Annotated in this window: 19 protein-coding genes; 1 reads left to right on the top strand and 18 read right to left on the bottom strand. The window is 64.9% G+C overall.

Going from position 1 to position 26,009, the window contains the following annotated elements; genetic code table 11:
• Nucleotides 1-43: 43 nt before the first annotated feature.
• From putA to hemE, 3 genes are all read right to left on the bottom strand, one after another.
• A complete protein-coding gene (gene putA, locus KEC55_RS00540) occupies nt 44-3,976 on the bottom strand; it encodes a trifunctional transcriptional regulator/proline dehydrogenase/L-glutamate gamma-semialdehyde dehydrogenase (RefSeq protein WP_282506308.1) in 3,933 nt (1,310 codons plus the stop codon).
• Between the two features lie 358 nt (nt 3,977-4,334).
• On the bottom strand, nt 4,335-6,596 hold the full coding sequence (locus KEC55_RS00535) for a primosomal protein N' (RefSeq protein ID WP_282506307.1): 2,262 nt from the start codon (nt 6,594-6,596) through the stop codon (nt 4,335-4,337).
• A gap of 451 nt (nt 6,597-7,047) precedes the next feature.
• The gene (hemE, locus tag KEC55_RS00530; protein WP_282506306.1) at nt 7,048-8,142 is read right to left on the bottom strand and encodes a uroporphyrinogen decarboxylase; all 1,095 of its coding nucleotides are present in this window, start codon (nt 8,140-8,142) and stop codon (nt 7,048-7,050) included.
• 149 nt (nt 8,143-8,291) lie between these two features.
• Here hemE and KEC55_RS00525 point away from each other — a divergent pair, with 149 nt between their 5' ends.
• Nucleotides 8,292-9,092, top strand: a complete 801-nt coding sequence (locus KEC55_RS00525; RefSeq protein ID WP_282506305.1) for a transporter substrate-binding domain-containing protein — start codon at nt 8,292-8,294, stop codon at nt 9,090-9,092.
• Nucleotides 9,093-9,825: 733 nt separating this feature from the next.
• Here the strand turns inward: KEC55_RS00525 and KEC55_RS00520 are convergent.
• From KEC55_RS00520 to mnmG, 15 genes are all read right to left on the bottom strand, one after another.
• Nucleotides 9,826-11,553, bottom strand: a complete 1,728-nt coding sequence (locus KEC55_RS00520) for an AMP-binding protein (RefSeq protein ID WP_282506304.1) — start codon at nt 11,551-11,553, stop codon at nt 9,826-9,828.
• Nucleotides 11,554-11,807: 254 nt separating this feature from the next.
• Entirely contained in the window at nt 11,808-12,233 is a 426-nt protein-coding gene (locus KEC55_RS00515; RefSeq protein ID WP_006477288.1) for a F0F1 ATP synthase subunit epsilon, read from the bottom strand.
• A 153-nt stretch (nt 12,234-12,386) separates the two neighbouring features.
• Nucleotides 12,387-13,781: a F0F1 ATP synthase subunit beta gene (gene atpD, locus KEC55_RS00510; RefSeq protein WP_174940224.1), complete on the bottom strand. Its 1,395-nt coding sequence runs from the start codon at nt 13,779-13,781 to the stop codon at nt 12,387-12,389.
• Nucleotides 13,782-13,847: 66 nt separating this feature from the next.
• Nucleotides 13,848-14,723, bottom strand: a complete 876-nt coding sequence (gene atpG / locus KEC55_RS00505; RefSeq protein WP_282506302.1) for a F0F1 ATP synthase subunit gamma — start codon at nt 14,721-14,723, stop codon at nt 13,848-13,850.
• Nucleotides 14,724-14,792: 69 nt separating this feature from the next.
• On the bottom strand, nt 14,793-16,334 hold the full coding sequence (atpA, locus tag KEC55_RS00500; RefSeq protein WP_021160444.1) for a F0F1 ATP synthase subunit alpha: 1,542 nt from the start codon (nt 16,332-16,334) through the stop codon (nt 14,793-14,795).
• 44 nt (nt 16,335-16,378) lie between these two features.
• On the bottom strand, nt 16,379-16,918 hold the full coding sequence (locus KEC55_RS00495) for a F0F1 ATP synthase subunit delta (protein WP_059232796.1): 540 nt from the start codon (nt 16,916-16,918) through the stop codon (nt 16,379-16,381).
• Nucleotides 16,919-16,920: 2 nt separating this feature from the next.
• Nucleotides 16,921-17,391, bottom strand: a complete 471-nt coding sequence (locus tag KEC55_RS00490) for a F0F1 ATP synthase subunit B (RefSeq protein ID WP_174380344.1) — start codon at nt 17,389-17,391, stop codon at nt 16,921-16,923.
• A 129-nt stretch (nt 17,392-17,520) separates the two neighbouring features.
• On the bottom strand, nt 17,521-17,790 hold the full coding sequence (atpE, locus tag KEC55_RS00485) for a F0F1 ATP synthase subunit C (RefSeq protein WP_006482730.1): 270 nt from the start codon (nt 17,788-17,790) through the stop codon (nt 17,521-17,523).
• Between the two features lie 75 nt (nt 17,791-17,865).
• Entirely contained in the window at nt 17,866-18,717 is an 852-nt protein-coding gene (gene atpB / locus KEC55_RS00480) for a F0F1 ATP synthase subunit A (protein WP_069746380.1), read from the bottom strand.
• 109 nt (nt 18,718-18,826) lie between these two features.
• Nucleotides 18,827-19,351 carry an ATP synthase subunit I gene (locus tag KEC55_RS00475; protein ID WP_282506301.1) on the bottom strand — a complete coding sequence of 175 codons (525 nt, stop codon included), beginning with the start codon at nt 19,349-19,351 and terminating at the stop codon, nt 18,827-18,829.
• Nucleotides 19,352-19,920: 569 nt separating this feature from the next.
• Nucleotides 19,921-21,051 (bottom strand): SLC13 family permease, encoded by a 1,131-nt coding sequence (locus KEC55_RS00470; RefSeq protein WP_282506300.1) that lies wholly within the window; start codon nt 21,049-21,051, stop codon nt 19,921-19,923.
• A gap of 10 nt (nt 21,052-21,061) precedes the next feature.
• Complete coding sequence (locus KEC55_RS00465) at nt 21,062-21,955, bottom strand: ParB/RepB/Spo0J family partition protein (protein ID WP_176049119.1); 894 nt, start codon at nt 21,953-21,955, stop codon at nt 21,062-21,064.
• A 31-nt stretch (nt 21,956-21,986) separates the two neighbouring features.
• Nucleotides 21,987-22,766 (bottom strand): ParA family protein, encoded by a 780-nt coding sequence (locus tag KEC55_RS00460; protein WP_176049120.1) that lies wholly within the window; start codon nt 22,764-22,766, stop codon nt 21,987-21,989.
• A 51-nt stretch (nt 22,767-22,817) separates the two neighbouring features.
• Nucleotides 22,818-23,504 (bottom strand): 16S rRNA (guanine(527)-N(7))-methyltransferase RsmG, encoded by a 687-nt coding sequence (rsmG, locus tag KEC55_RS00455; RefSeq protein ID WP_282506299.1) that lies wholly within the window; start codon nt 23,502-23,504, stop codon nt 22,818-22,820.
• Complete coding sequence (mnmG, locus tag KEC55_RS00450; protein WP_176049124.1) at nt 23,501-25,471, bottom strand: tRNA uridine-5-carboxymethylaminomethyl(34) synthesis enzyme MnmG; 1,971 nt, start codon at nt 25,469-25,471, stop codon at nt 23,501-23,503. The genes rsmG and mnmG overlap by 4 nt, the downstream gene beginning before the upstream one ends.
• Between the last annotated feature and the right edge of the window lie 538 nt (nt 25,472-26,009).

Below are 26,009 nucleotides of genomic sequence, written 5' to 3'. Positions count from 1 at the left end.
TCGCCTTGCCGCTTCCTATGTTTGATCCGAACGGCAAGGATGATCAGCCGATCGTCATCAAATTCGCATTGCCGCCGGCCGCCGCCGTGTTCACGCTCACCGAGCGTTCCGTCAGCAGCCGTTCCAGCGCGTAATCTTCCGCATCGCCGTTCTCGAACGCGCCCACCGACACGCCCTGCACCGACACGATCGGGCCCGGTCGCTGCGCGACGTCCTTCACGAGCGTCTGCAGTTCGTCGCTGTCGCCTTCGAACAGCACCGCGTCGAACGGCGCGTCGGCCTGCTTGCGCACGCTCGCATGCGCCTTCAGCGACGCCGGCAGCGCGGCGACCAGCGCCTCGCCGGCCGCGCCGGCGAACAGCGCGCGGTTGCCCGTAGCCAGCACCGCCGCGAACTGCGCGCGCGCACCGCCCGGCGTGGCCGCGACACACAGCACCGTGCCGCGCGGGCCGAGTGTATACGTGTTTCGCTCACCCGTCGGCCCGCTCAGCACCGCGGTCGCGCCGGCCGGCACCTGGGCCAGATAGCCGTCGCAACGTGCGGCCAGCACCGGCTCGCGCTGCTCGATCAACCAGTCGCGCAGCGTCGTGAGCGCTGCCGCCGGGTTGCCGCGCGCATCGCCTTCGACCGCGCCGTCCGCGATCAGCGTCTGCGCGAGCGAGCGCGGCAGGCCCGACGGACGCGTCGCGAGCAGGCGCTGCAGGTACAGCGCGCCGCCGGCCTTCGGGCCCGTGCCCGACAGCCCTTCGCCGCCGAACGGCTGCACGCCGACCACCGCGCCGATCACGTTGCGGTTCACGTAGATGTTGCCGACGTGCGCGTTCGAAATCACGTGCGCGATCGTCTCGTCGATCCGCGTGTGGATGCCGAGCGTCAGCCCGTAACCGGTCGCGCGGATCTGCTCGAGCAGCTTGTCGAGCTGGCTGCGGCGGTAGCGCACCACGTGCAGCACCGGGCCGAACACTTCACGCTTCAGCTCGTCGATGGTGCCGATCTCGATCAGCGTCGGCGGCACGAACGTGCCGTGCGCGCACGCTTCCGGCGACGGCAGTTGCGTGACCGCGTGGCCCTTGTCCTTCATCGCCGCGACGTGCGTGTCGATCGTCTGCTTCGCTTCGCCGTCGATCACCGGGCCGACGTCCGTCGACAGCCGGTCGGGGTTGCCGAGCGCCAGCTCGTGCATCGCGCCCTTCAGCATCGTCAGCGTGCGGTCCGCGACATCGTCCTGCAGACACAGAACGCGCAGCGCCGAACACCGTTGACCGGCCGAGTCGAACGACGACTGCATCACGTCCGCGACGACCTGCTCCGCGAGCGCCGACGAGTCGACGATCATCGCGTTCTGGCCGCCCGTTTCCGCGATCAGCGGAATCGGCTTGCCGTCCGGGTCGAGGCGCGCCGACAGCGTCTTGTTGATCAGGCGCGCGACTTCGGTCGAGCCGGTGAACATCACCGCACGCGTGCGCGGATCGGCGACCAGCGCCGCGCCGACGGTCTCGCCGGTGCCCGGCAGCAGTTGCACCGCGCCGGCCGGCACGCCGGCCTCGCGCAGGAGGCGCACGGCCTGTGCCGCGATCAACGGCGTCTGTTCGGCCGGCTTCGCGAGCACCGTGTTGCCGGCGGCGAGCGCAGCGGCGACCTGGCCCATGAAGATCGCGAGCGGGAAGTTCCACGGGCTGATACAGACCACGGGCCCGAGCGGACGGTGCGTGTCGTTCGAGAATTCGTCGCGGATCTGCGCCGCGTAGTAGCGCAGGAAGTCGACCGCTTCGCGGATCTCGGCGATCGCATTCGGCAGCGATTTGCCGGCTTCGCGCACGATCAGGCCCATCAGCGTGTGCATCTGCGCTTCGAGCAGGTCGGCTGCGCGCACCAGGCAGTCGGCGCGTGCGTCGACCGGCGTCGCCTGCCAGATCGGCGCGGCGGCCACCGCATGCGCGAGCGCCGCGCTCACGTGTTCGGCCGTCGCTTCGCTGACCGTGCCGACCAGGTCACGCTGATCGGCCGGGTTGCGCACGTCGCGCGCCGGGGCGTCGACGAGCGTGTCGTCGTCGAGCATCGGCGCCGCGCGCCACGGGAAGTGCGCGCTCGCGAGCAGCGCGGACGACAGCGACGCGAGACGGTGTTCGTTCGACAGGTCGAGGCCCATCGAGTTGGGGCGCTCGTCGCCGTACAGGTTGCGCGGCAGCGGGATCTTCGCGTGCGGCGCGCCGAGCGGCACGACCTTCGACGCTTCGTCGACCGGATCGGCGACCAGTTCCTTCACCGGCACGGCCTTATCCGCGATGCGGTTCACGAACGACGTGTTCGCGCCGTTTTCCAGCAGGCGGCGCACCAGGTACGCGAGCAGCGTCTCGTGCGTGCCGACCGGCGCGTACACGCGGCACGGACGGTTCAGCTTGTCGCGGCCCGTGACTTCCTCGTACAGCGGCTCGCCCATCCCGTGCAGGCACTGGAATTCGTACTGGCCCGGGTAGTAGTTCTGGCCCGCGAGCTGGTAGATCGCGGCCAGCGTGTGCGCGTTGTGCGTCGCGAACTGCGGGTAGACGGCGTCCGGCGCCGCAAGCAGCTTCTTCGCGCACGCGAGGTACGACACGTCGGTGTAGATCTTGCGCGTGTAGACCGGGTAGCCTTCGAGGCCGTCGACCTGGGCACGCTTGATCTCGGTATCCCAATACGCGCCCTTCACGAGGCGGATCATCAAGCGGTGACGGCTGCGGCGCGCGAGATCGATCAGGTAGTCGATCACGAACGGGCAGCGCTTCTGGTAGCCCTGCACGACGAAACCGATGCCGTTCCAGCCCGCGAGATCCGGATCGAAGCACAGCGCCTCGAGCAGGTCGAGCGACAGTTCGAGACGATCGGCTTCTTCCGCGTCGATGTTCAGCCCGATGTCGTAGCGGCGCGCGAGCAGCGCAAGGGCGCGCACGCGCGGCAGCAGCTCGCTCATCGTGCGGTCCTGCTGCGAGCGCGAGTAGCGCGCATGCAGCGCCGACAGCTTGATCGAGATGCCCGGGCCTTCGTAGATGCCGCGGCCGCCGGCCGCCTTGCCGATCGCGTGGATCGCCTGCTCGTACGACGCGTAGTAGCGCTGCGCGTCCTCTTCGGTCGTCGCCGCTTCGCCGAGCATGTCGTACGAGTAGCGGAAGCCGCGCGCTTCGTACTTGCGGCTGTTCGCGAGCGCTTCGGAAATCGTTTCGCCGGTGACGAACTGCTCGCCCATCAGGCGCATCGCCATGTCGACGCCCTTGCGGATCAGCGGCTCGCCGCCGCGGCCGATCAGGCGCGTGAGCGCCGACGACAGGCCCGCTTCGCTGTTGGTCGTCACGAGCTTGCCGGTGATCATCAGCCCCCAGGTCGCCGCGTTCACGAACAGCGACGGCGCGTGGCCGACGTGCGAGCGCCAGTCACCCTTGCTGATCTTGTCGCGGATCAGCGCATCGCGCGTCGCACGATCGGGAATGCGCAGCAGCGCTTCGGCGAGGCACATCAGCGCGACGCCTTCCTGGCTCGACAGCGAGAACTCGTGGATCAGCCCTTCGACGCCGCCCCCCGAGCTCTTCTCGCGCAGCGCCTCGACGAGCTTCGTCGCGAGCGCCTGCACGTCCGCCTGCAGGTTCGCCGGCAGGCGCGCCTGGCCAAGGAGGAACGGCACGCATTCCGGCTCGGGTCGACGGTATGCAGCCGTGATCGCCGCGCGCAGCACCGATTGCGGCTGCACGTTCTGCGCGAACTCGAGGAACGGATGCGGCGAGTTGTCGTCGTCGCCATCCGCCACCTGACCGTCGGCGAGCTCCGTCACGCCGCTGTTGCCCGACAGCTCGGGCGGCAGCTGGCCGTGCTCGATCCGCTCGAGATACGCGAAGATCGCCTGCTTGATCAGCCAGTGGGGAGTGCGCTCGAGACGCGCGGCGGCGTCCTTGAGGCGCGAGCGGAGAAGGTCGTCGACTTTGACGCCGAGAGTCGTGCTTGCCATGGTGGGTTCGTGCGCCGGTGCGAGCCCGGCAATGTGGTGTAAGAGGATGCGCGAAATCCTACGGCACGCAATAAAAAGGTGCAACCAAATTACGAGATAGGTTGCACCCACAAGTTAGTCAATATAATCAGCCACTTATGCGGTTGCAACCTAGGGGTTGCCCGTGGTCGGCGGATCGGTGTTTTCCCTGATCGGGCCGATTCGACGCACGTGTGCAACCTTCGGTGCGCACGGATGCGGCCGAAAACGGGTTGCACTGGGTGGGATAACGGGAGGTGGGGCCCGGTTCGGGCGCACGACGGGAGACAGTTGGGTGCTGCCCGGCGGGCCGGGCAGCTTCAATACGGCAGCGCGCCGCTCAGATATCCAGCGGATCGACTTCGACACTCCACCGCAGCACGCCCTTCAGCGCGCGCAGCTCCGGCTGCCAGGCCCGCAGCGCATGCTGCAGCGCTGCCCGCGACGCGCTTTCGAGCAGCAATTGCGCGCGATGGACGTTCGCGACCTTGACGATCGTCATCGGCACCGCGTCGTACACGGTCACGCGATCGGCGCCCGGCAGCCCCGGCAAGACGGCCGCGGCCTGCAGCAGGAACGCGAGCGCCGCGTCGAGCGTGCGCCCTTCGGCGCGCAACAGCGCCTGGTAGACGAACGGCGGCAGGTGCGCATCGCGGCGCTCGCCGAGCGTCGAATTCGCGAAACCGACGTAATCCTGCCGCCCGAGCGCGTGATACAGCGCGTGACGCGGGTAGCGCGTCTGCACCATCACCTCGCCCGGCAGCCCGGCACGCCCCGCACGGCCGCTCACCTGCATCAGTTGCGCGAACAGCCGCTCGCTCGCGCGGAAGTCGTGCGAGAACAGCGCCGTGTCGGCATTGAGCACGCCGACGAGCGACACACGCTGGAAGTCGTGCCCCTTCGCGATCATCTGCGTGCCGACCAGGATGTCGACCTCGCCCGCGTGCACGTCGGAGAACAGCGCCTGCGCACTGCCCTTGCGGCGCGTGCTGTCCGCGTCGATCCGCAGCACGCGCGCGCCCGGCACGGCCTCCGCGAGCGCCTCCTCGATACGCTGCGTGCCGCGCCCGAGCGGTGCGATGTCGACGTTCCCGCACTCGGGGCACGACCGCGGAATGCGCGCTTCCCAGCCGCAGTGATGGCAGCGCAGCGCGTGCTCGGGCTTGTGCAGCACGACGTACGCGCTGCAGCGCGGGCAGCCGGCGACCCAGCCGCATGCGTCGCACGCGAGCTGCGGCGCGTAGCCGCGCCGGTTCAGGAACACGAGGCTCTGCTCGCCGCGTTCGAGCCGCGCCTTCAGCGCCGCGACGAGCGGCCCCGACAGCCCGCCCATCGACGCGCGCCCGCGCCGCCGCTCCTCTTCGAGATCGATCAGCCGCACGGTCGGCAACGTCGCGTCGGCCACCGCGCGGCGCGACAGCGTGAGTCGCGTGTAGCGCCCCTGCTCGGCCTGCCACCAGCTTTCGAGCGACGGCGTGGCCGAGCCGAGCACGACCGTGATGCCGAGCTGCTTCGCGCGCCAGACAGCGAGATCGCGTGCCGAATAGCGCAGCCCTTCCTGCTGCTTGTACGCCGGCTCGTGCTCCTCGTCGACGACGACCAGCGCGAGCGTCGGCATCGACGCGAGCACCGCGAGGCGCGTGCCGAGCACGATCCGCGCGCGCCCCGTATGCGCGGCCAGCCAGTTGCGCGCCCGCTCGCCCTCGGCGAGCCCGCTGTGCAGCGTGACGATCGCGTCGTCGGCGAGCGCGCCCGCGAAGCGCGCGCGAAACGCGGCCTCGAACTGCGGCGTCAGGTTGATTTCGGGAACGAGCACGAGCGCCTGCGCGTCCGGCCGCGCCTCGAGCAGCGCCGCGAGCGCATGCAGATAGACCTCGGTCTTGCCGCTGCCCGTCACGCCGTGCAGCAGGAACGGCGCGAAGCCCTCCGCCGCGCGGATCGCGTCGAGCGCCTCGGCCTGCTGGTCGTTCAGCGCCGGCGGCACAGTTCGTCCACCGGTTGTCGACAGGTTATCCACAGCTTTGGGCACAGGCGCATCGGCCCAGCCGATCTCTTCGACCTCGACCCAGCCGCGCGCCGCCCAGTCGTCGAGCGTCGCGGCCGCCTTCGGATGCAGCGCGCGCGCGTCGGGCAGCGTCAGCGAGCCGGTATCGACGAGCGCCTGCGCGAGCCGCCGCAGCGCGGCGCCGCGTGCCGGCAATGCATCGGGCAGCGCCGCACGGCCGGCTTCCGTCGGCTGGTAGCGCACTTCGGGCGCGAGCAACCGCCCCCAGCGCCCGGCGTCGCGCAGCGCCTGCGGCAGCGCCGGCAGCGCGACCTCGCCGCGCCCGCGCTGATAGTAATCAGCGGCGAACGACACGAGCGCGAGCCAGTCGGGCGACAGCGGCGGAAGATCGGTGCAGATCGCGTCGACCGCACGCAGCCGCGACGGCGGCACATCGGTGTGAGTCGTCACTTCGCAGACGAGTCCGACGGCCTGCCGCTTGCCGAACGGCACCTGCACGAGCGTGCCGGGCACCGGTGTCGGCTGCGCGTCGCAGCGGTAGTCGAACAGGGTCGCGAGCGGATGATCGAGCGCGACGCGCAGGTAGGTGCCGCTCATTGCGGCGCTCCGGCGGCAGCGATACGCGAAATACAGGCGGCTTGCATCCGCGCCCGCATCGCGACAGCGCACTTAAAGTAAAACTTCAGATTCGGCGCTAAGTTTTGGATTCGCATTAGGAATCGCCGTATACCCTGCCCAGCCTGTGGATAACTTTGTTGAGAACTCGCCGCTCAATGGCCGCAACGCACGCGGGGCCGTGCTTTCCGCTGTTTTTCGCCGTGCATTGCACCGCCCCGCGGAGCCTTATTCCATAAGGCTGCTATTCAAATTACCGAACCATAGCCAGACAAATTGACCGATACAGGGCTCTACCGCGCTGCAACGTGGAAAATGTGTATAAGTCAAGTCTTGACAAGCACCGAATCGGCAACGGGTGCGGGGTTGCGCCCTGTTTAGTGCCGGCAGCGAAACGCTGTCACCCCGCAGTGCAGCATGACAGCGCTTGCGTTCAGCCGGCGGCTCCGCTACGGATCTTGCGGCTGTGGCTATGCACTTCGTCGACGAGTTCGGCGACGTGATCGGGCGACGTGAATTGCGAGATGCCGTGGCCGAGGTTGAACACATGGCCCGGATGGTTGCCGTAGCTGTCGAGCACCGCGCGCGCCTGTTCGCGCACCGCGGCCGGCGGCGCAAACAGGATCGTCGGATCGAGGTTGCCCTGCAGCGCGACGCGCCCCGCCACGCGCTCGCGCGCGGCGCCGAGGTTGACCGTCCAGTCGAGCCCGACCGCGTCGACGCCGGTCGCCGCGATCTCCTCGAGCCACAGCCCGCCGCCCTTCGTGAACGTGATCACCGGCACGCGCTCGCCGTCGTGCTCGCGCTTGAGCTGCGACACCACGCGGCGGATGTAGTCGAGCGAGAAGCGCTGGTATGCGCCGTCGGCCAACGCGCCGCCCCACGTATCGAAGATCATCACGGCCTGCGCGCCCGCTTCGATCTGCGCGTTCAGGTACGCGGCCACCGACTGCGCGTTCACGTCGAGGATCCGGTGCATCAGGTCGGGGCGCGAATACGCCATCGACTTCACCGTACGGAAATCGTCCGACCCGCCGCCTTCGACCATGTAGCACGCGAGCGTCCACGGGCTGCCGGAGAAGCCGATCAGCGGCACGCGCTGGCGGCCCTGGCCGTCGGTGAGCGCACGGCGGATCTCGCGCACGGCGCCTGTCACGTATCCGAGCGTTTCCTCGATGTCCGGCACCGCGAGCTTCGCGACGTCGGCCTCGGTACGCACCGGATGCGCGAACTTCGGCCCTTCGCCGACCTGGAAGTCGAGGCCGAGCCCCATCGCGTCGGGAATCGTCAGGATGTCCGAGAACAGGATCGCGGCGTCGAGCGGGAATCGGTCGAGCGGCTGCAGCGTCACCTCGGTCGCGTAGTCGGGATTCTTCGCGAGACCGAGAAAGCTGCCGGCGCGCGCACGCGTCGCGTTGTATTCGGGCAGGTAGCGGCCGGCCTGGCGCATCAGCCAGATCGGCGTGTAGTCGGTCGGCTCGCGCAGAAGTGCACGCAGGAAGGTGTCGTTGAGCAGGTTATGGGCCACGGTAGGAGCGACGATGCGAAGGCAAAGCGGCATTTTACCGGACAGCCGCCCTCAGGCTGCGTATGCCGACGCGATGGCGGCCATATGACGCGCGCGATGGCTCCGTTATGATCGGACGCTCATATCGAACGAAACGAAGGAGGAGACCGATGAAGACATTCGCCACGCTGGCCGCCGCCGCGCTGCTCTGCTGCGCCACCGCGCACGCGCAGACCGCCGCGGGCACCGCCGCCGCCGCGCCGGGCGCCGGTTCGCGGCTCGACGACGTGCTCGCGCGCGGCACGCTGCGCGTGTGCACGACGGGCGACTACAAGCCGTATTCGTACTACCGCGCGGACGGCCGCTTCGAGGGCATCGACATCGACATGGCCGAATCGCTCGCGAAATCGCTCGGCGTGAAGACCGACTTCGTCAAGACGAGCTGGCCGAACCTGACCGCCGATTTCGTCGCGAAATGCGATATCGCGGTCGGTGGCGTCTCGACGACGCTCGAGCGCCAGAAGCGCGTGTTCTTCACGCAGCCGTATGTCGTCGACGGCAAAACGCCGGTCGTGCGCTGCGCGGACGCCGACAAGTATCAGACCGTCGCGCAGATCGACCGGCCCGAGACGCGCGTGATCGTGAACCCGGGCGGTACCAACGAGCGGTTCGCGAAACAGTTCTTCACGCATGCGAACCTGACCGTCTATCCGGACAACGTGACGATCTTCAAGCAGATCCTCGCGGGCAAGGCCGACGTGATGGTGACGGACGCGTCCGAGACGCAGCTGCAGCAAAAGCTGAATCCGGGGCTGTGCTCGGTGCATCCGGACAAGCCGTTCCAGTTCGGCGAGAAGGCGTACATGGTGCCGCGCGGCGATGTCGTGTTCCAGCAGTACGTCGACCAGTGGCTGCATCTCGCGCTGTCGACCGGCGAATACCAGGCGATTTCGGACAAGTGGCTGAAGTAGGCGCGCCCGCCCGCGGCGGCCGATAACGGGCATCGACCCCGTGGCCGCCGCCTGCGGAATGCGTGGCACGGCGGTGGCAAACGTGCCGCCGTTACACATCGCCATCGCGCCGCCACGCCCTGCAACCGGCGCGAAACCACCCGAATCGGCCATTCGTCCGACTTCCGCGCATTCCAATCACGTTTCAAAATCTTTCTGACGAATGAATCGTCATGCGCGGTATCGGTCATGCCGTGCACTTTCTCGCGTGAAAATCGGCAATTCATCGCGCCTGATACGCATGAAAAACGCATCGTGCGCATGCGCTGAAAACGCTGCGGAAAATATGGGTAAAAATGACCTTTTTCAGGATCCCGAAAACAGCAAAAAATCCCGCCAAGCCTTATCTGGCGGGCGTTACAACCTGAAACACTTTGTTACCGCGACGGGTCATTAATTCGCCCACAATGGCCTCAACGGTTTCAACACGGATGCGGTCTCGTGTGCCAAGTGTGAGCGGACGCGAAGCGCTGCGAGCCAGTCGGTCACGTACCGAAGCCCTTCCGAGGGGCATCCTTGTTGGAGTCGTTTCCGGCCCCCCGCCGGATTCGGTTTCATCTTTGGTCTCCTCGCGCTAACCCCGTAGCGTGTGGTTTTTAGCGGGCTAATAAGCCCGCTTTTTTTCGTCCATCGAAAGCGTAACGGCCCGCAGGCCGCCACGTTTTTCCCGCAGGTTTCCCGCCGCCATACCGCTTCAAGCGGTCTTCTGCACGTCGAGCTTCAGTTCCTCGATCATCCGGTCGCGCATCACGAACTTCTGCACCTTGCCCGTCACCGTCATCGGCAGCTCGTCGACGAAGCGGATGTAGCGCGGAATCTTGTAGTGCGCGATCTGCCCGCTGCAGAACGCACGCACGTCGTCCTCCGTCATCTGCTCGTCCGCGCGCAGCACGATCCACGCGCACAGCTCCTCGCCGTACTTCGCATCGGGCACGCCGAAAACCTGCGCGCTCTGGATCTTCGGATGCCGAAACAGGAACTCCTCGATCTCGCGCGGATAGACGTTCTCGCCGCCGCGAATCACCATGTCCTTCAGGCGGCCGACGATGTTGCAGTAGCCGTCCGCATCGAGCGTCGCGAGGTCGCCCGTATGCATCCAGCCGTCGACCAGCACCTCGCGCGTCTTCGCGTCGTCGTCCCAGTAGCCCAGCATCACCGAATAGCCCTTCGTGCAGAGCTCACCCGTCGCGCCGACCGGCACGATGTCGCCGCTCGCATCGACGATCTTCACTTCCAGGTGCGGCTGGATGCGGCCGACCGTCGTCGTGCGCTTCTCGAGCGGATCATCGGTCGAGCTCTGGAACGACACGGGGCTCGTCTCCGTCATCCCGTACGCGATCGTGATCTCCGACAGGTGCATCTGCGACACGACGCGCTTCATCGTCTCGATCGGGCACGGCGAGCCGGCCATGATCCCGGTGCGCAGCGTCGACAGGTCGAACTTCGAAAACTCCGGATGATCGAGTTCCGCGATGAACATCGTCGGCACGCCGTGCAGCGCGGTACAGCGCTCGCCGGCCACGGCCGCGAGCGTCGCGACCGGGTCGAACGCTTCGCCCGGGAACACCATCGCCGCGCCCTTCGATACGCATGCGAGCACGGCCAGCACCATCCCGAAGCAGTGGTACAGCGGCACGGGAATGCACAGCGTGTCCTGCTCGGTGAAACGCATCGCGGTCGCGATCGAGCGCCCGTTGTTGACGACGTTGCGGTGCGTGAGCGTCGCGCCCTTCGGGCTGCCCGTCGTGCCGCTCGTGAACTGGATGTTGATCGGCTCGTTGGCCGTGAGCGTCGCGCCGATCGCATCGAGCAACGCGGGATCGACCGCCTGGCGGCCGCGCGTCATCACGTCCGAGAAACGGAACATGCCGGCCGGTGCAACGTCGCCCATCGACACGACCGTGCGCAGGCTCGGCACGCGTGCCGCGTGCAAGTCGCCCGGCGTCGCGGTCGCGAGCTCCGGCGCGATGGTCTGCAGCATCTCGACGTAGGCCGACGACTTGAAGCGTTCGGCCGTGATCACGGCCTTGCAGCCGACCTTGTTCAGCGCGTATTCGAGCTCGGCGAGCCGATAGGCCGGATTCAGGTTGACGAGCACCGCGCCGATCCGCGCAGTCGCGAACTGCGTGAGCAGCCATTCGCTGCGGTTCGGCGACCAGATGCCGACGCGGTCGCCCTTCACGATGCCGAGCGCGGCCAGGCCGGCCGCGAGCACGTCGACCTCGTTCGCGAACTCGCGCCAGGTCCAGCGCACCTGCTGCTCGCGGAACACGACGGCCGGACGGTCGGGAAAGCGGCCGGCGGTATCGCGCAGGAACCGGCCGATCGTCGCTTCAGATAGCGGTACGTCGGTCGCGCCACGCACGTACGACAAGCCGTTCTCGGGCGCGATCAGCGCGCCCACGCCAAGGTCTGCTGCCATGAATGTCTCCGTCCTTTTTGTCTGATCGGCCCGCGCGCGCCTGCTGCGCGCGCCTCCGCCGCCTGATCGCGACGGACAGCCTCACCGCGGATGATGCCGCGCTCCGCTGACGACACTCTGACATCGAATCGCGGCAGACGGGTGAAATAGCACGACCGGACGGAATGATCCGGCCCGCAAAAAACAGACGAAAACGACAGGCGAAAAAAAAGCAGCCCGGAGGCTGCTTTCTTTCGCGGGATACGCGGCGCGGCTTAGTGCCGGCTGCGGATCTTCGCCAGACGCTGGATCGCTTCGAGCTGCGCCATTGCGGTCGCGAGCTCGGATTGCGCCTTCGCGAGGTCGAGATCCGACTTCGCGTTCTGCAGCGTTTCCTCGGCACGCTTGCGCGCTTCCTCGGCTTTCGCCGCGTCGAGGTCCTTGCCGCGGATCGCGGTATCGGCGAGCACCGTCACGGCGCCCGGCTGCACTTCGAGAATGCCGCCCGCGACGAACACGAATTCGTCGTTGCCGCCCTCGACTTCGATGCGCACCGCACCCGGACGAATCCGCGTGATCAGCGGCGTGTGACCCGGCAGAATGCCCAGCTCACCCGTTTCGCCCGGCAGCGCGACGAATTTCGCCTCGCCCGAGAAGATCTGCTCTTCCGCGCTGACGACGTCTACTTTGATGGTTGCCATATCGACTCCTGTCGATCGGAGTGCACGCTTTAGCGCTTACTCCGATCCCATGCACGGCGGGTTGAGCGTATTACGTGAGCGCCTGTTCGCGAACGGATACCGTCAGGGTATCCCTCACGAACGGACCGGCGCCCGCTGCGTTACGCCTGTCCCTTACGAGATCTTCTTGGCCTTTTCGAAGGCTTCGTCGATCGTGCCGACCATGTAGAACGCCTGTTCCGGCAGGTGGTCGCACTCGCCGTCGACGATCATCTTGAAGCCGCGGATCGTTTCCTTCAGCGGCACGTACTTGCCCGGCGAGCCCGTGAACACTTCAGCGACGTGGAACGGCTGCGACAGGAAACGCTGGATCTTACGAGCGCGCGCGACCGACAGCTTGTCTTCCGGCGACAGTTCGTCCATACCCAGAATCGCGATGATGTCGCGCAGTTCCTTGTAGCGCTGCAGCGTCTGCTGAACGCGACGGGTGATCGAGTAGTGCTCTTCACCGATCACGTTCGGGTCGATCTGGCGCGACGTCGAGTCGAGCGGGTCGACCGCCGGGTAGATACCCAGCGAAGCGATGTCACGCGACAGAACGACGGTTGCGTCCAAGTGGCCGAAGGTCGTAGCCGGCGACGGGTCGGTCAAGTCATCCGCAGGGACGTACACGGCCTGAACCGACGTAATCGAGCCCTTCTTGGTCGACGTGATGCGCTCTTGCAGCTTGCCCATTTCTTCAGCCAGCGTCGGCTGATAGCCCACTGCCGACGGCATACGGCCGAGCAGTGCCGACACTTCGGTGCCGGCCAGCGTGAAACGGTAGATGTTGTCGACGAAGAACAGCACGTCGAGGCCTTCGTCACGGAAGTGCTCGGCCATCGTCAGGCCGGTCAGCGCGACGCGCAGACGGTTGCCCGGCGGCTCGTTCATCTGGCCGTACACCAGCGCGACCTTGTCGAGAACGTTCGAGTCCTTCATTTCGTGGTAGAAGTCGTTCCCTTCACGGGTACGCTCGCCCACGCCCGCGAACACGGAGTAACCGCCGTGTTCCTTCGCGATGTTGTTGATGAGCTCCATCATGTTGACGGTCTTGCCCACGCCAGCACCGCCGAACAGGCCAACCTTGCCGCCCTTTGCGAACGGGCAGATCAGGTCGATAACCTTGATACCCGTTTCGAGCAGTTCGGTCGACGGCGACAGTTCGTCGAACGCCGGAGCCTTCTGGTGGATCGAACGCGTCGTTGCGCTTTCGATCGGGCCAGCTTCATCGATCGGACGGCCGAGGACGTCCATGATCCGGCCGAGGGTCGGCTTGCCGACCGGCACCGAGATCGGCTTTGCCGTGTTCTTCACGGTCAGGCCGCGGCGCAGGCCGTCGGATGCACCCAGACAAATGGTACGGACCACGCCGTCACCCAGCTGCTGCTGGACTTCGAGCGTCAGTTCCGAGCCATCGAGAATGAGCGCGTCGTAGATCTTCGGCATGCTGTCGCGCGGGAATTCCACGTCGATAACGGCGCCGATGCACTGTACGATCTTGCCTTCTACCAAAGCAGCAGTACTCATCGCTTTTCCTTTAAATACCTGATTCTTTACTCGCGCAAAGGCGCAGTTGTCGTCCGTGGCGCGCGCTTAAACAGCGGCTGCGCCGCCGACGATCTCCGACAGTTCTTTCGTAATCGCGGCCTGACGGCTCTTGTTGTACACGAGCTGCAGTTCGCTGATCACCGTCTTCGCGTTGTCGGACGCGGCCTTCATCGCGACCATGCGCGCCGATTGCTCGGACGCCATGTTTTCCGCGACGGCCTGGTACACCAGCGCCTCGACGTAACGCACGAGCAGTTCGTCGACGACTGCCTGCGCGTCCGGCTCGTAGATGTAGTCCCACGACGTGGCCGGCGTACCGTCATCGGCTTCGAAGTGTTCCGACGACAGCGGCAGCAGCTGCTCGATCACAGCTTCCTGCTTCATCGTGTTGACGAAGCGCGTGTAAGCGATATAAACCGCCGACAGCTTGCCTTCCGAGTACAGATCGAGCTGCGTCTTCACGGCGCCGATCAGCTTGTCCAGATGCGGGGTGTCGCCGAGGTGCACGACCTGCGACATCACCTTCGCGCCGAAGCGGTTCAGGAACCCGAGGCCCTTGCTACCGATCGCGGTGGCTTCGAGCTTCTGGCCCTTCTCTTCCAGCTCCTTGAACTTCTGAACCGTCGCACGCAGCACGTTGGTGTTCAAACCGCCGCACAGACCCTTGTCCGTCGTGACGAGAATGATGCCGGCCGTGTTCACGCCTTCGTTCGCCACCATGAACGGGTGGCGGTACTCCGGGTTCGCGCGGCTCATGTGCGCGGCGATGGCACGGACCTTGTCTGCATACGGACGAGCGGCGCGCATGCGTTCCTGCGCGCGACGCATCTTCGATGCGGCCACCATCTCCATCGCCTTCGTGATCTTGCGCGTGTTCTGCACGCTCTTGATCTTGCCGCGAATTTCCTTCATTCCAGCCATAGCTTGCTCCTTGACCGAAGCGGCGCGGGCGCCTCAGCACCCGCGCCGCCTCAGTGTGTCACTCGCGGATCAATAGGCACCGGACTTCTTGAAGGATTCGATCGCCGAGCGCAGTGCGCCTTCGTCGTCCTTCGAGAGATCCTTGGTGTCTTCGATGCGCTTGATGAGGTCAGCGTGGCTGGTCTTCAGGTTTTCGCGCAGGCCCTTCTCGAACGACAGCACTTGCTTGACGTCGAGGTCGTCGAGGTAGCCGTTGTTCGCGGCGTACAGCGACACGGCCAGTTCCCAGACCTGCAGCGGCTGGTACTGCGGCTGCTTCAGCAGTTCCGTCACGCGGCGGCCGCGCTCGAGCTGCTTGCGGGTCGCTTCGTCGAGGTCCGATGCGAACTGCGCGAATGCGGCCAGTTCACGATACTGCGCGAGGTCGGTACGGATACCGCCCGACAGCTTCTTCACGACCTTCGTCTGAGCGGCGCCACCGACTCGCGACACCGACACGCCGGCGTTGATTGCCGGGCGGATGCCTGCGTTGAACAGGTCGGTTTCCAGGAAGATCTGGCCGTCGGTAATCGAGATCACGTTCGTCGGAACGAACGCGGTCACGTCGCCAGCCTGCGTTTCGATGACCGGCAGTGCCGTCAGCGAACCGCTCTTGCCCTTCACTTCACCGTTCGTGAACTTCTCGACGTACTCTTCCGACACGCGAGCCGCACGTTCCAGCAGACGCGAGTGCAGATAGAACACGTCGCCCGGGTATGCTTCACGGCCCGGCGGGCGGCGCAGCAGCAGCGAGATCTGACGGTATGCCCAGGCTTGCTTGGTCAAGTCGTCATAGATGATCAGCGCGTCTTGGCCACGGTCGCGGAAGTATTCGCCCATCGTGCAGCCGGCGTACGGTGCGAGGTACTGCATCGCTGCCGAATCCGAAGCCGAAGCGGCGACGACGATCGTGTATTCCATCGCGCCCGTTTCTTCGAGCTTGCGAACCACGTTCATGATCGACGAAGCCTTCTGGCCGATCGCGACGTAGATACAGATCAGGTCCTTGCCCTTCTGGTTGATGATCGCGTCGAGCGCCACCGCGGTCTTGCCGCACTGACGGTCGCCGATGATCAGCTCACGCTGGCCACGGCCGATCGGCACCATCGCGTCGATCGACTTGATGCCCGTCTGCACCGGCTGCGACACCGACTTACGCCAGATCACGCCCGGGGCGATCTTTTCGATCGCGTCGGTCAGCTTGGCGTTGACCGGGCCCTTGCCGTCGATCGGGTTGCCGAGCGCGTCGACCACGCGGCCGACGAGTTCCGGACCAACCGGGACTTCGAGAATGCGGCCCGTCGTCTTGACGATGTCGCCTTCCGAAATGTGTTCGTATTCGCCGAGAATCACCGCGCCGACCGAGTCGCGCTCGAGGTTCAGCGCGAGACCGAACGTGTTGCCCGGAAACTCGAGCATTTCGCCCTGCATCACGTCCGACAGGCCGTGGATACGCACGATACCGTCGGTCACGGAGATCACGGTGCCCTGGTTGCGAACGTCTGCGCTCGCTTCAAGGCCCTGGATCCGGCTCTTGATCAGCTCGCTGATCTCAGAGGGATTGAGTTGCATTATTCGCTCCTGATAGTCAATTCTGTTGCGTGCCGGCGTGGCGCTCAGGCGGTCAAGGCAGCCTGCATCGATGCGAGGCGCGCGCGAACCGAGGTGTCGAGCACTTCGTCGCCGACCGTCACGCGCACGCCGCCGATCAGCGACGAATCGACTTCGACCGTCGGTTTCAGCTTGCGCTTGAACTTGCGTTCGAGGCCCGAGACGAGACTGTCGAGATCCGCGCCGTTCAGCGGGAACGCGCTCACGATCTCGGCGTCGGCTGCACCTTCACGTTCGTTCTTAAGCGCCTCGAACTGCTCGGCAATTTCCGGCAGCAGCGCGATGCGATGATTGTCGACCAGCATCTGCACGAAGTTCTTCGCTTCGGCGCCAGCCCCGAGCGGCGACTTCACCGCAGCAAGCAGCAACTCGGCTACTTGCGTGCGCGTCACCTTCGGGCTCGACGCGACCGACAGCACTTCCGGCAGACGCGCAACCTGGGCCAGCTCTTGCACGAGCGTGGACCAGGCGGCGATGTCACCGCCCTCGGCCACGCGGAACAGCGCTTCTGCGTAAGGGCGGGCGATGGTTGCAAGTTCGGCCATGATCAGAGCTCGGCTTTCAGTTGATTCAGCAGTTGGGCGTGGGCCGTTTGATCGACTTCGCGCTTCAGGATCTGCTCGGCGCCCTTCACGGCCAGCGAGGCGACTTCGCCACGCAGCGTTTCGCGCGCCTTCACGATTTGCTGTTCTGCTTCCGCCTTCGCCTGAGCGACGATGCGGGCGGCTTCAGCCTGGGCGTTGGCCTTGATTTCCTCGGCGACCGCCTGGGCACGCTTTTCAGCGTCGGCGATGCGCTGCTGGCCGTCATTGCGGGCCTGCGCGAGTTCCTGGTCCACGCGCTTGTGCGCTGCGTCGAGTTCCGCCTTGCCCTTTTCGGCGGCGGCGAGGCCGTCGGCGATCTTCTTCGAACGTTCGTCGAGGGCGTTGATCAACGGCGGCCACACGAATTTCATCGTGAACCACGCGAGGACCAGGAACACGACCATTTGCGCAAACAGAGTTGCGTTGAGATTCACGGTGTTTCCTTATCTGCTATTCCGGAAAAATGAAACGGTAAGGCGCTCATCGAGTTGCATTCGATCAGCGCCCCAAGTCTCCGTTCCGCCCTGCGCCGGCTTGCGCCGGACGCATATTTCCGAGGAACCTTAGCCTGCGAGCTTCGACAGGAGCGGGTTCGCGAACGCGAACAGCATTGCAACACCCACGCCGATCAGGAATGCCGCGTCGATCAGACCAGCCAGCAGGAACATCTTCGTTTGCAGCGGGTTGATGAGTTCCGGCTGACGTGCGCAGGCTTCGATGTACTTGCCACCCATCAGCGCGATACCGATACAGGCGCCGATTGCACCCAGGCCGATGATGATGCCGATACCGATGGCGGTCAGACCCTGGATGTTGGCGATGTAAGCTTGCATGATCACTCCTTTGTGAAAAGACTTGGAACTGAGATTTAAAAAACTAAAACGGAAACTCTTTCTTGCACGCCGCGCTTAGTGCTTGTCGTGCGCCTGGCCGAGATACACCAGCGTCAGCATCATGAAAATGAATGCCTGCAACAGAACAATCAGGATGTGGAAGATTGCCCAGACGCTGCCCGCGATCACGTGGCCAACGAAGCCGAGGAACGTTGCATCGCCACCGAAGCTCCACATGCTGCCGAGCAGGGCGATCAACAGGAACAACAGCTCACCCGCGTACATGTTGCCGAACAACCGCATACCGAGGGAGACGGTCTTTGCGAGATATTCGACGATGTTGAGCGCGAGGTTAGGGATCCACAGCAGCGGGTGGGCGCCGAACGGGGCCGACAGCAGCTCATGCACAAAGCCGCCCGCGCCCTTGATCTTGATGCTGTAGTAGATCATCAGGACGAACACGCCGAGCGCGATGCCGAGCGTGCCGTTCAGGTCGGCAGTCGGGACGATGCGATGGTGGGAAATCACGTCCGACAGACCCAGCAGGCCGATCACGCGGCCCGGCAGGTCGACCGGGAGAAAGTCGAGGGCGTTCATCAGCGCGACCCACACGAACACCGTGAGGGCGAGCGGAGCGATGAAGGTACGATTGCCGTGGACGATGGCCTTCGATTGGTCTTCGACCATTTCGACGAGCATCTCGATTGCGCACTGGAAACGGCCCGGCACGCCCGACGTCGCCTTGCGGGCAGCCAGACGCAGCAGGACGAACGTCACGATGCCGCAAACGATCGACCAGAACAGCGTGTCGAGATTCCAGACGTGAATGTCGAAAATCGACGTCTGATGCGAGGTGGAGAAATTCTGCAAGTGGTGCGCAATGTACTCGGACGGATCCGGACCGCGCGTGCCTTCGCTAGCTGCCATATCGTTAATGCCACCCAAATTGTCGAAAATCGTTTTGCCTGTTCCGCAACACGCTATTGCGGGAACGGGCCGGTGCGGTTCGTTGTCGAAACCGCACGCTGCTTGTTCCTTACCGCCAGGCCAGCGCGATCCAGTACGTCTTCAGCACGACGAGGTACGTGACGAGGAACGGCACCCAGTGCACGCCGGCCCAGCCGAACGCCACTGCAGTGAACATCCCGATCGTCAGAGCGAGCTTCAGGGCTTCGCCCATCACCCAGCTCATCACGGTGGCCGAGCCACCTGCCTTCAGTCGTGCCACGAATACCGCACTTGGCACCCAGCCGATCGCTCCGCCCAGAAACGCGGATTGCGCAGCGGCGCCCGGCGACCTCGAAAACAGCCACCACGCCAGCGTTGCAACCAGGGACAGGACCACTTGCGCGAACACCACCTTATAGGGGGTCACGCGCGAGGGCTTGCTCACGTCCGGACCGAACAGCCTCTCGGCTTCTGTCCGTGTAAGCGGAACGATGTTGTTATCTTGCTGCTCGACATCCCAGTCATCGTCGGATTCGCGCCACTCGCCGGCCGCCGAAGCGGTGCGTTGCGTGCGCTGATCATCGTGCCTGTCGTCCGGCGCCTGACCCGCCATCGCAATCTTCCGCAAAGTCCTTGAACCCGACCCCAAGCTTTCTGAAAGCTTTCAGGGGTGCCTAGCTAACAAATCCGGGCGATTGTAAGCGATAGTTGCAAGTGATTCAAGGCTTTAGAAGCGACAAAAACCTGCATAAAACGACGCCTCATCATGTGAAAAAACGCCCGATTCGACGACGTACGATGACAGTTGTAAGGTCAATTTTTTGCACCGGTATTTCTTGCACGAAAAAAGCCGGTGACGGCGGGAATGACAGGGAAACGACGTCCGATGCGGGCCCGGACGGAGCGGCGCGATCGCCGCGGGAAACGTGCGGTGGAACAGCGATCCGGAATGACGCCGCGCGACGCCCCGGAACACACGAAAGGCTGTGACCGATCGACCGCACGCAACGTGCGAATTTCGATCCGACGCTCATGCATCGATAAGTCCAATCAGTTGTCGCGCCGCCACAGATGCTCGACTGTGGGTTGCGGCACTTATCAACAACCTATAGCAACAGCGAACGCTGTGCCCTCCTCCCAACCACCCGACTCGCACATCTGTGCCGCGCGCACCCGCCTCGCTCAACCGTGAACGAGCAGCCACGCACCGAGTATCGCGCTCACGAGCGCGAACGGAATCGACACCAGATGAAACGGCAGCCACATGCGCGGCTCCTTCGCGAGACGCACCGCGATCAGGTTCGCGAGCGAGCCGATCGCGAAACCGAAACCGCCGACCGATACGCCGAATGCGAGCGCGCGCCAGTCGTGCGTGAATTCCGACAGCAGGATCGCGGCCGGTACATTGCTGATTACCTGTGACAGGAGCGCGCCGGCGGCATAGACACGCAGCGGCGAATCGAGTTGCGCATTCGCAATCGTGTCGTGCACGACGGGCAGCGCAGCCGCAGTACGCAGCACGACGAACATCAGTACAAAAATCAGCAGCAGCAGCCAGTCGATCTTTAGGACTGCGTCGCGTTTGACGGCGAGCAGCACGATGGCGACACCGACGAGACCGGGCAGCGGATGATGCGCATCGGCGAGCAGCACGAACGCCGCAAACAGCGCCGCCGCGATCAGCGCGTGCATGCGTTGTACGGGCAACGCGGTGGCGTCGCCGGACAGGTCGAGCGGCTTCGCGCGAAACACGCATGCGGTCAGCACAAGCAGCAGCCCCATCAGCGCGAGCGCGAGCGGTCCGAGCGTGACCACGAAACGGCCAAACGACACGCCACTCAATTGCCACAGGAATAGATTCTGGGGATTGCCGAGCGGTGTCGCGACGGACCCTGCATTGACGGCCAGCGCGACGACGATCACGAGGCGCCGGAACGGCAGTGGTGTCAGTGCACGCAGCGACACCATCAACGGCACGACGACGAACAGTGCGACGTCGTTGGTGAGCCACATCGACAGCACCGCGGCGAACCCGACGAGCAGCATCGCGAGTCCGCGTTCGGAGTGCACGTGATGAACGATGCGATGTGCGAGCCACATCAGGCAGCCGGACAACTCGAGTGCCTTGGTCAGCATCAACAGGCCCGCGAGCGTCGCGACGGTTTGCCAGTCGACGCGACCGGCGAGTACCGCAAATGGTTGCGGGCGCACCCATTGCAGCACGATCAGGCCGAGCGCAAGCACCGACAGAACCGGTTCCTGCGCAAGCCAGCCGAGCCACCGGCGCGGCGCAGGTGCGCCGGCCTTCTCCATCGGCACCGCGTTACTCTTCGGTTGCGACGTTGCCGCGCAGCCGCGCGAGAATGCCCTCGAGCGCGTCGAGGCTGCCGAAGTCGATCAATACCTGCCCGCGCCCGCGGCGGCCGAGCTTGATCTTCACGGTCGACGCGAGCAGGTCAGACAACTCCTCCTCGAGACGGCGCGTGTCGCGGCCGCCGTCGTCTTTCGCGCGTGCCTTCACGGCCGGCGCTTCCTTCGTCGTGTGCGATACCAGCTTCTCGGTCTCGCGCACCGACATGCGCTTGTTGACGACCTGATGCGCGAGCGTAATCTGCGTCGCCGCATCGACGGCGAGCAGCGCACGCGCGTGGCCCATGTCGAGATCGCCGGCCAGCAGCATCGTCTGCACCGGCGACGCGAGGTTCAGCAGGCGCAGCAGGTTCGACACCGCGCTGCGCGAACGGCCGACCGATTCGGCCGCCTGTTCGTGCGTGAAACCGAATTCGTCGAGCAGGCGCTGGATACCGTGCGCTTCTTCAAGCGGGTTCAGATCCTCGCGCTGGATGTTCTCGATCAGCGCCATCGCGGCGGCGGCCTGATCGGATACGTCCTTCACGAGCACCGGCACTTCATCGAGGCCGGCCAGGCGCGCCGCGCGGAAACGCCGCTCGCCCGCGATGATCTCGTATTTGTCTGATGAAATGGGCCGCACCAGGATCGGCTGCATCACGCCCTGCGCGCGAATACTCGCCGCGAGCTCCTGCAGGCTACCCTCGTCCATCCGCGTCCGCGGCTGGTACTTGCCGGCCTGCAGCTTGCCGAGCGCGAGCGTGTTCGGCGCCCCTTCGATCTTCACCGCTTCGGTGATATCGGCACTGCCGCCGAGCAGCGCTTCGAGGCCACGTCCCAAGCCCTTCTTCTTTGGTACCGCGTTCATGTCTTTCTTCCTCGCTTCGCTCATGTCCGGATCACGACACCTCGAACGCGCGCACGCGCTCGATCATCTCGGCACCGAACTGGAGATACGCTTGCGCACCACGCGAGTTGCGGTCGAACACGACGCCCGGCAACCCGTAACTCGGTGCTTCCGCCAAGCGCACGTTGCGCGGAATCACCGCGTCGAACACCTTGTCGCCAAAGTGCGCTTTCAGTTGATCGGAGACTTGCTGCTGCAGCGTGATACGCGGGTCGAACATCACGCGCAGCAAGCCGATGATCTTCAGGTCGCGATTCATGTTCGCGTGAACCTGCTTGATCGTGTTGACGAGGTCCGACAACCCCTCCAGCGCGAAGTACTCGCACTGCATCGGGATCACGACGCCGTGTGCCGCGCACAGCCCGTTCAGCGTCAGCAGCGACAGCGTCGGCGGGCAATCGATCAGCACGAAATCGTAGTCGTCGGCCACGTGCTCGAGCGCCGCCTTCAGCCGGCGCTCGCGGTTGTCGATGCTGATCAGTTCGATCTCGGCACCCGACAGCTCGCGATTCGCGGGCAGGACGTCGTAGGTGACGCCGTCCGGGCGGATGCGCGCGTCGGTCACCGACACGCCGTCGATCAGCACTTCGTACACGGTCGATTCGCAGGCGGCCTTGTCGATCCCGCTGCCCATCGTCGCGTTGCCCTGCGGGTCGAGATCGATCAACAGGACTCGTTGCTCCTGCGCTGCAAGGCTTGCGGCGAGATTGACCGATGTCGTCGTCTTGCCGACGCCCCCCTTCTGGTTCGCAACGCAGAAGATCTTTGCCATCGTTGGTGTGTTCCCTTTACCTTCAAACAAACGGCGCGCTACCGCGCGCCTTCAATTCGCGTCGTCGACGGCCATTTCGAACAGATGCCGTTCGGCATCGAGCATCGGCACCGCCAGCCGTATCGTCTGCTTCACGCGGCTGCCTTCCGGCAAGCGCGCAATTTCGTCATCCGGGTGAACGCCCTTCATTGCCCAGATCGATCCGCCCGGCGCGACGAGATGTCGAGCAAGTTTAACGAAGTCGGATAGATCCGCGAAAGCGCGGGATACGATCATGTCGAATTTTTCTGGCACTTCGACACCTGGCTGCAGCGATTCGACCCGGCCGGTGACGACCGACAGGTTCGCCAGCTTCAGCTCCGCGCGCATCTGCGTCTGGAATGCAGACTTCTTCTGCACGATATCGTTCAGCGTGACCTGCCAGTCGGGCTCGACGATTGCCAGCACGATGCCCGGCAGCCCGCCGCCCGAGCCGACGTCGAGCACGCGTGCCGATGCGCGGCCACGCAGATGCGGAACGATTGAAAGCGAATCGAGGATGTGCTGAATCAGCATCTGCTTCGGGTCGCGGATCGCGGTCAGGTTGTAGACCGCGTTCCACTTGCCGAGCAGCGCGACATAGTCGAGCAGCTGGTTGCGTTGTGCATCCGTCAGCGCGAGGCCGAGCGCCGTCGTGCCTTCGACAAGCATCTGTTCCAGTACGTCCCGATTAACCGCCGGCGCGCGACGCGCCGTCATTGTTGCGTCGGGACAGCGCCGTCCCCCTGCTCCGTTGCCTCAGTGGCAGGGCCATTCCGGCGGCCCAGGCCGCGACGCTTCAGGTGCACCATCAGCAGCGAGATTGCCGCCGGCGTGACGCCCGAGATACGCGAAGCCTGCCCGATCGTTTCCGGCCGGAACTCGTTCAGCTTCTGGCTCACTTCGAACGACAGCCCGCGCACTTCGCGGTAATCGATGCCGTCCGGCAAACGCGTGTTCTCGTTCGCATCGTTGCGCTCGATCTCGGATGCCTGGCGCTCGATATAGCCCTGATACTTGATGCCGATCTCGACCTGCTCCTTGATCTGCTCGAGCAGCACCGGATCGTCGCTCAGCGGCTCCGCAGGGCCGCACTCACCACCCTTCAGGCCGCACACACCGTCGTAGCTGATGCCCGGGCGGCGCAGCAGCTCGGCGAGGCTGTATTCGTGATCGATCGCCTTGCCCAGCAGCGCAGTCGCCTCTTCCGGCGGCAGCGTCTTCGGCGTGACCCACGTCGACTTCAGGCGTTCGGTTTCACGTGAAACAGCGTCGCGCTTCCGGCTGAATGCGTCCCAGCGCGCGTCGTCGACGAGCCCCAGTTCGCGGCCAATCTCGGTCAGGCGCATGTCGGCATTGTCTTCACGCAGGCTCAGGCGATACTCGGCGCGGCTCGTGAACATCCGATAAGGCTCGGCCACACCACGCGTCACGAGATCGTCGACCAGCACGCCCAGGTAGGCCTGGTCGCGACGCGGACACCACGCGTCCTTCTCCTGCACGTAGCGGCCCGCATTGAGACCGGCCAGCAGGCCCTGTGCTGCCGCCTCTTCGTAGCCCGTCGTGCCGTTGATCTGGCCCGCAAAGAACAACCCGTTGATCGCCTTCGTCTCGAGCGACGCCTTCAGCGCGCGCGGGTCGAAGTAGTCGTACTCGATCGCGTAGCCGGGGCGCAGGATGTGCGCGTTCTCGAGGCCGCGCATCGAATGCACAAGCTCGAGCTGGACGTCGAACGGCAGGCTCGTCGAGATCCCGTTCGGGTAGTACTCGTTGGTCGTCAGCCCTTCCGGTTCGAGGAAGATCTGGTGCGATTCCTTCGATGCGAACCGATGGATCTTGTCCTCGATCGACGGACAATAGCGCGGCCCGACACCTTCGATCACGCCTGTATACATAGGCGAACGGTCGAGGCCGCCGCGAATGATGTCGTGCGTGCGCTCGTTCGTGTGCGTAACCCAGCACGGCAACTGCTGCGGATGCTGCTCCGCGCGGCCCAGGAACGAGAACACGGGGATCGGATCGAGGTCGCCCGGCTGCTCGTCGAGCTGCGAAAAGTCGATCGTCCGGCCGTCGATGCGCGGCGGCGTACCGGTCTTCAGGCGGCCCTGCGGCAGCTTCAGCTCCTTCAGGCGCGACGACAGCGACACGGCCGCCGGATCGCCTGCACGGCCGCCCGTGTAGTTGTTCAGGCCGACGTGGATCTTGCCATCGAGGAACGTGCCGGCGGTCAGCACGACAGCACGGGCGCGGAAGCGGATGCCGATCTGCGTGACGGCGCCCACCACACGGTCGCCTTCGACCATCAGGTCGTCGACGGCCTGCTGGAACAGCCACAGGTTCGGCTGGTTCTCGAGCCGGTGGCGGATTGCCGCCTTGTACAAGATGCGGTCGGCCTGTGCACGCGTCGCCCGCACGGCCGGGCCTTTCGACGAATTGAGGATCCGGAACTGAATACCGCTCTCGTCCGTCGCCGCGGCCATTGCGCCGCCCAGCGCGTCGACTTCCTTGACCAGATGGCCCTTGCCAATACCGCCGATCGACGGATTGCAGCTCATCTGCCCGAGCGTTTCGATGTTGTGAGTCAGCAGCAACGTCTTCGCGCCCATACGGGCGGACGCCAGCGCGGCTTCAGTGCCGGCATGGCCGCCACCGACGACGATGACGTCAAATTCTGTGGGAAAAAGCATGGTGGATTCCGCACGCAGAGCTGCGCACGAACCTATCAGAGAAATGTATGGGGCGAATTATAGCGGGTTCGCTTTTCACCCGAATGCCGTCCGAATGGTAGGGTCTGTGCATTTCGTCGATTTTTCGGTCATCGGCCGATGAATCTGTGGCGCAGAGCCTGCTCCGGCAACGCTTCCAGCCCATCATCAGCACATTGTGGCACCTGTGCGAAGATTCGCTTGCCGGGAAATTCCACGTGGAACACACACCCATTCGATACCCGGGCCTCGCACGACAACACCAACGAAACATTCTGTGCAACCGTGCCCACCCTCTTCCCCACAGATTTTCCGACGGTTCGCTCGGCACATATCCCCTGTGACCTGGCATATCGTCGTTCCGAGGAACAAGCGGCAGCCTTCCGTGAACGATGCGTCGGGCCGTCATCCGCGCTGTGGGCGCCTCGAACGGTGCGATTGCACAGAACTTCCGACTGTTTCCCTCGCACTTATCCCCCGGTCACTACTATGCCTGTGCCCCGCACGACAACTCGGACGG

It is taken from the genome of Burkholderia cepacia (assembly GCF_029962485.1).
In the GTDB taxonomy this organism is placed as follows: Bacteria; Pseudomonadota; Gammaproteobacteria; order Burkholderiales; family Burkholderiaceae; genus Burkholderia.
This window is presented reverse-complemented; position numbering and strand designations above follow the sequence as displayed.

Bases quoted from the DNA above. Each gene is read 5' to 3' on its own strand.
- putA (WP_282506308.1), bottom strand. From the start codon at position 3,976: ATGGCAAGCACGACTCTCGGCGTCAAAGTCGACGACCTTCTCCGCTCG.
- KEC55_RS00535 (WP_282506307.1), bottom strand. From the start codon at position 6,596: ATGAGCGGCACCTACCTGCGCGTCGCGCTCGATCATCCGCTCGCGACC.
- KEC55_RS00525 (WP_282506305.1), top strand. From the start codon at position 8,292: ATGAAGACATTCGCCACGCTGGCCGCCGCCGCGCTGCTCTGCTGCGCC.
- KEC55_RS00520 (WP_282506304.1), bottom strand. From the start codon at position 11,553: ATGGCAGCAGACCTTGGCGTGGGCGCGCTGATCGCGCCCGAGAACGGC.
- KEC55_RS00515 (WP_006477288.1), bottom strand. From the start codon at position 12,233: ATGGCAACCATCAAAGTAGACGTCGTCAGCGCGGAAGAGCAGATCTTC.
- atpD (WP_174940224.1), bottom strand. From the start codon at position 13,781: ATGAGTACTGCTGCTTTGGTAGAAGGCAAGATCGTACAGTGCATCGGC.
- atpG (WP_282506302.1), bottom strand. From the start codon at position 14,723: ATGGCTGGAATGAAGGAAATTCGCGGCAAGATCAAGAGCGTGCAGAAC.
- atpA (WP_021160444.1), bottom strand. From the start codon at position 16,334: ATGCAACTCAATCCCTCTGAGATCAGCGAGCTGATCAAGAGCCGGATC.
- KEC55_RS00495 (WP_059232796.1), bottom strand. From the start codon at position 16,918: ATGGCCGAACTTGCAACCATCGCCCGCCCTTACGCAGAAGCGCTGTTC.
- atpE (WP_006482730.1), bottom strand. From the start codon at position 17,790: ATGCAAGCTTACATCGCCAACATCCAGGGTCTGACCGCCATCGGTATC.
- atpB (WP_069746380.1), bottom strand. From the start codon at position 18,717: ATGGCAGCTAGCGAAGGCACGCGCGGTCCGGATCCGTCCGAGTACATT.
- KEC55_RS00475 (WP_282506301.1), bottom strand. From the start codon at position 19,351: ATGGCGGGTCAGGCGCCGGACGACAGGCACGATGATCAGCGCACGCAA.
- KEC55_RS00470 (WP_282506300.1), bottom strand. From the start codon at position 21,051: ATGGAGAAGGCCGGCGCACCTGCGCCGCGCCGGTGGCTCGGCTGGCTT.
- KEC55_RS00465 (WP_176049119.1), bottom strand. From the start codon at position 21,955: ATGAACGCGGTACCAAAGAAGAAGGGCTTGGGACGTGGCCTCGAAGCG.
- KEC55_RS00460 (WP_176049120.1), bottom strand. From the start codon at position 22,766: ATGGCAAAGATCTTCTGCGTTGCGAACCAGAAGGGGGGCGTCGGCAAG.
- rsmG (WP_282506299.1), bottom strand. From the start codon at position 23,504: ATGACGGCGCGTCGCGCGCCGGCGGTTAATCGGGACGTACTGGAACAG.
- mnmG (WP_176049124.1), bottom strand. From the start codon at position 25,471: ATGCTTTTTCCCACAGAATTTGACGTCATCGTCGTCGGTGGCGGCCAT.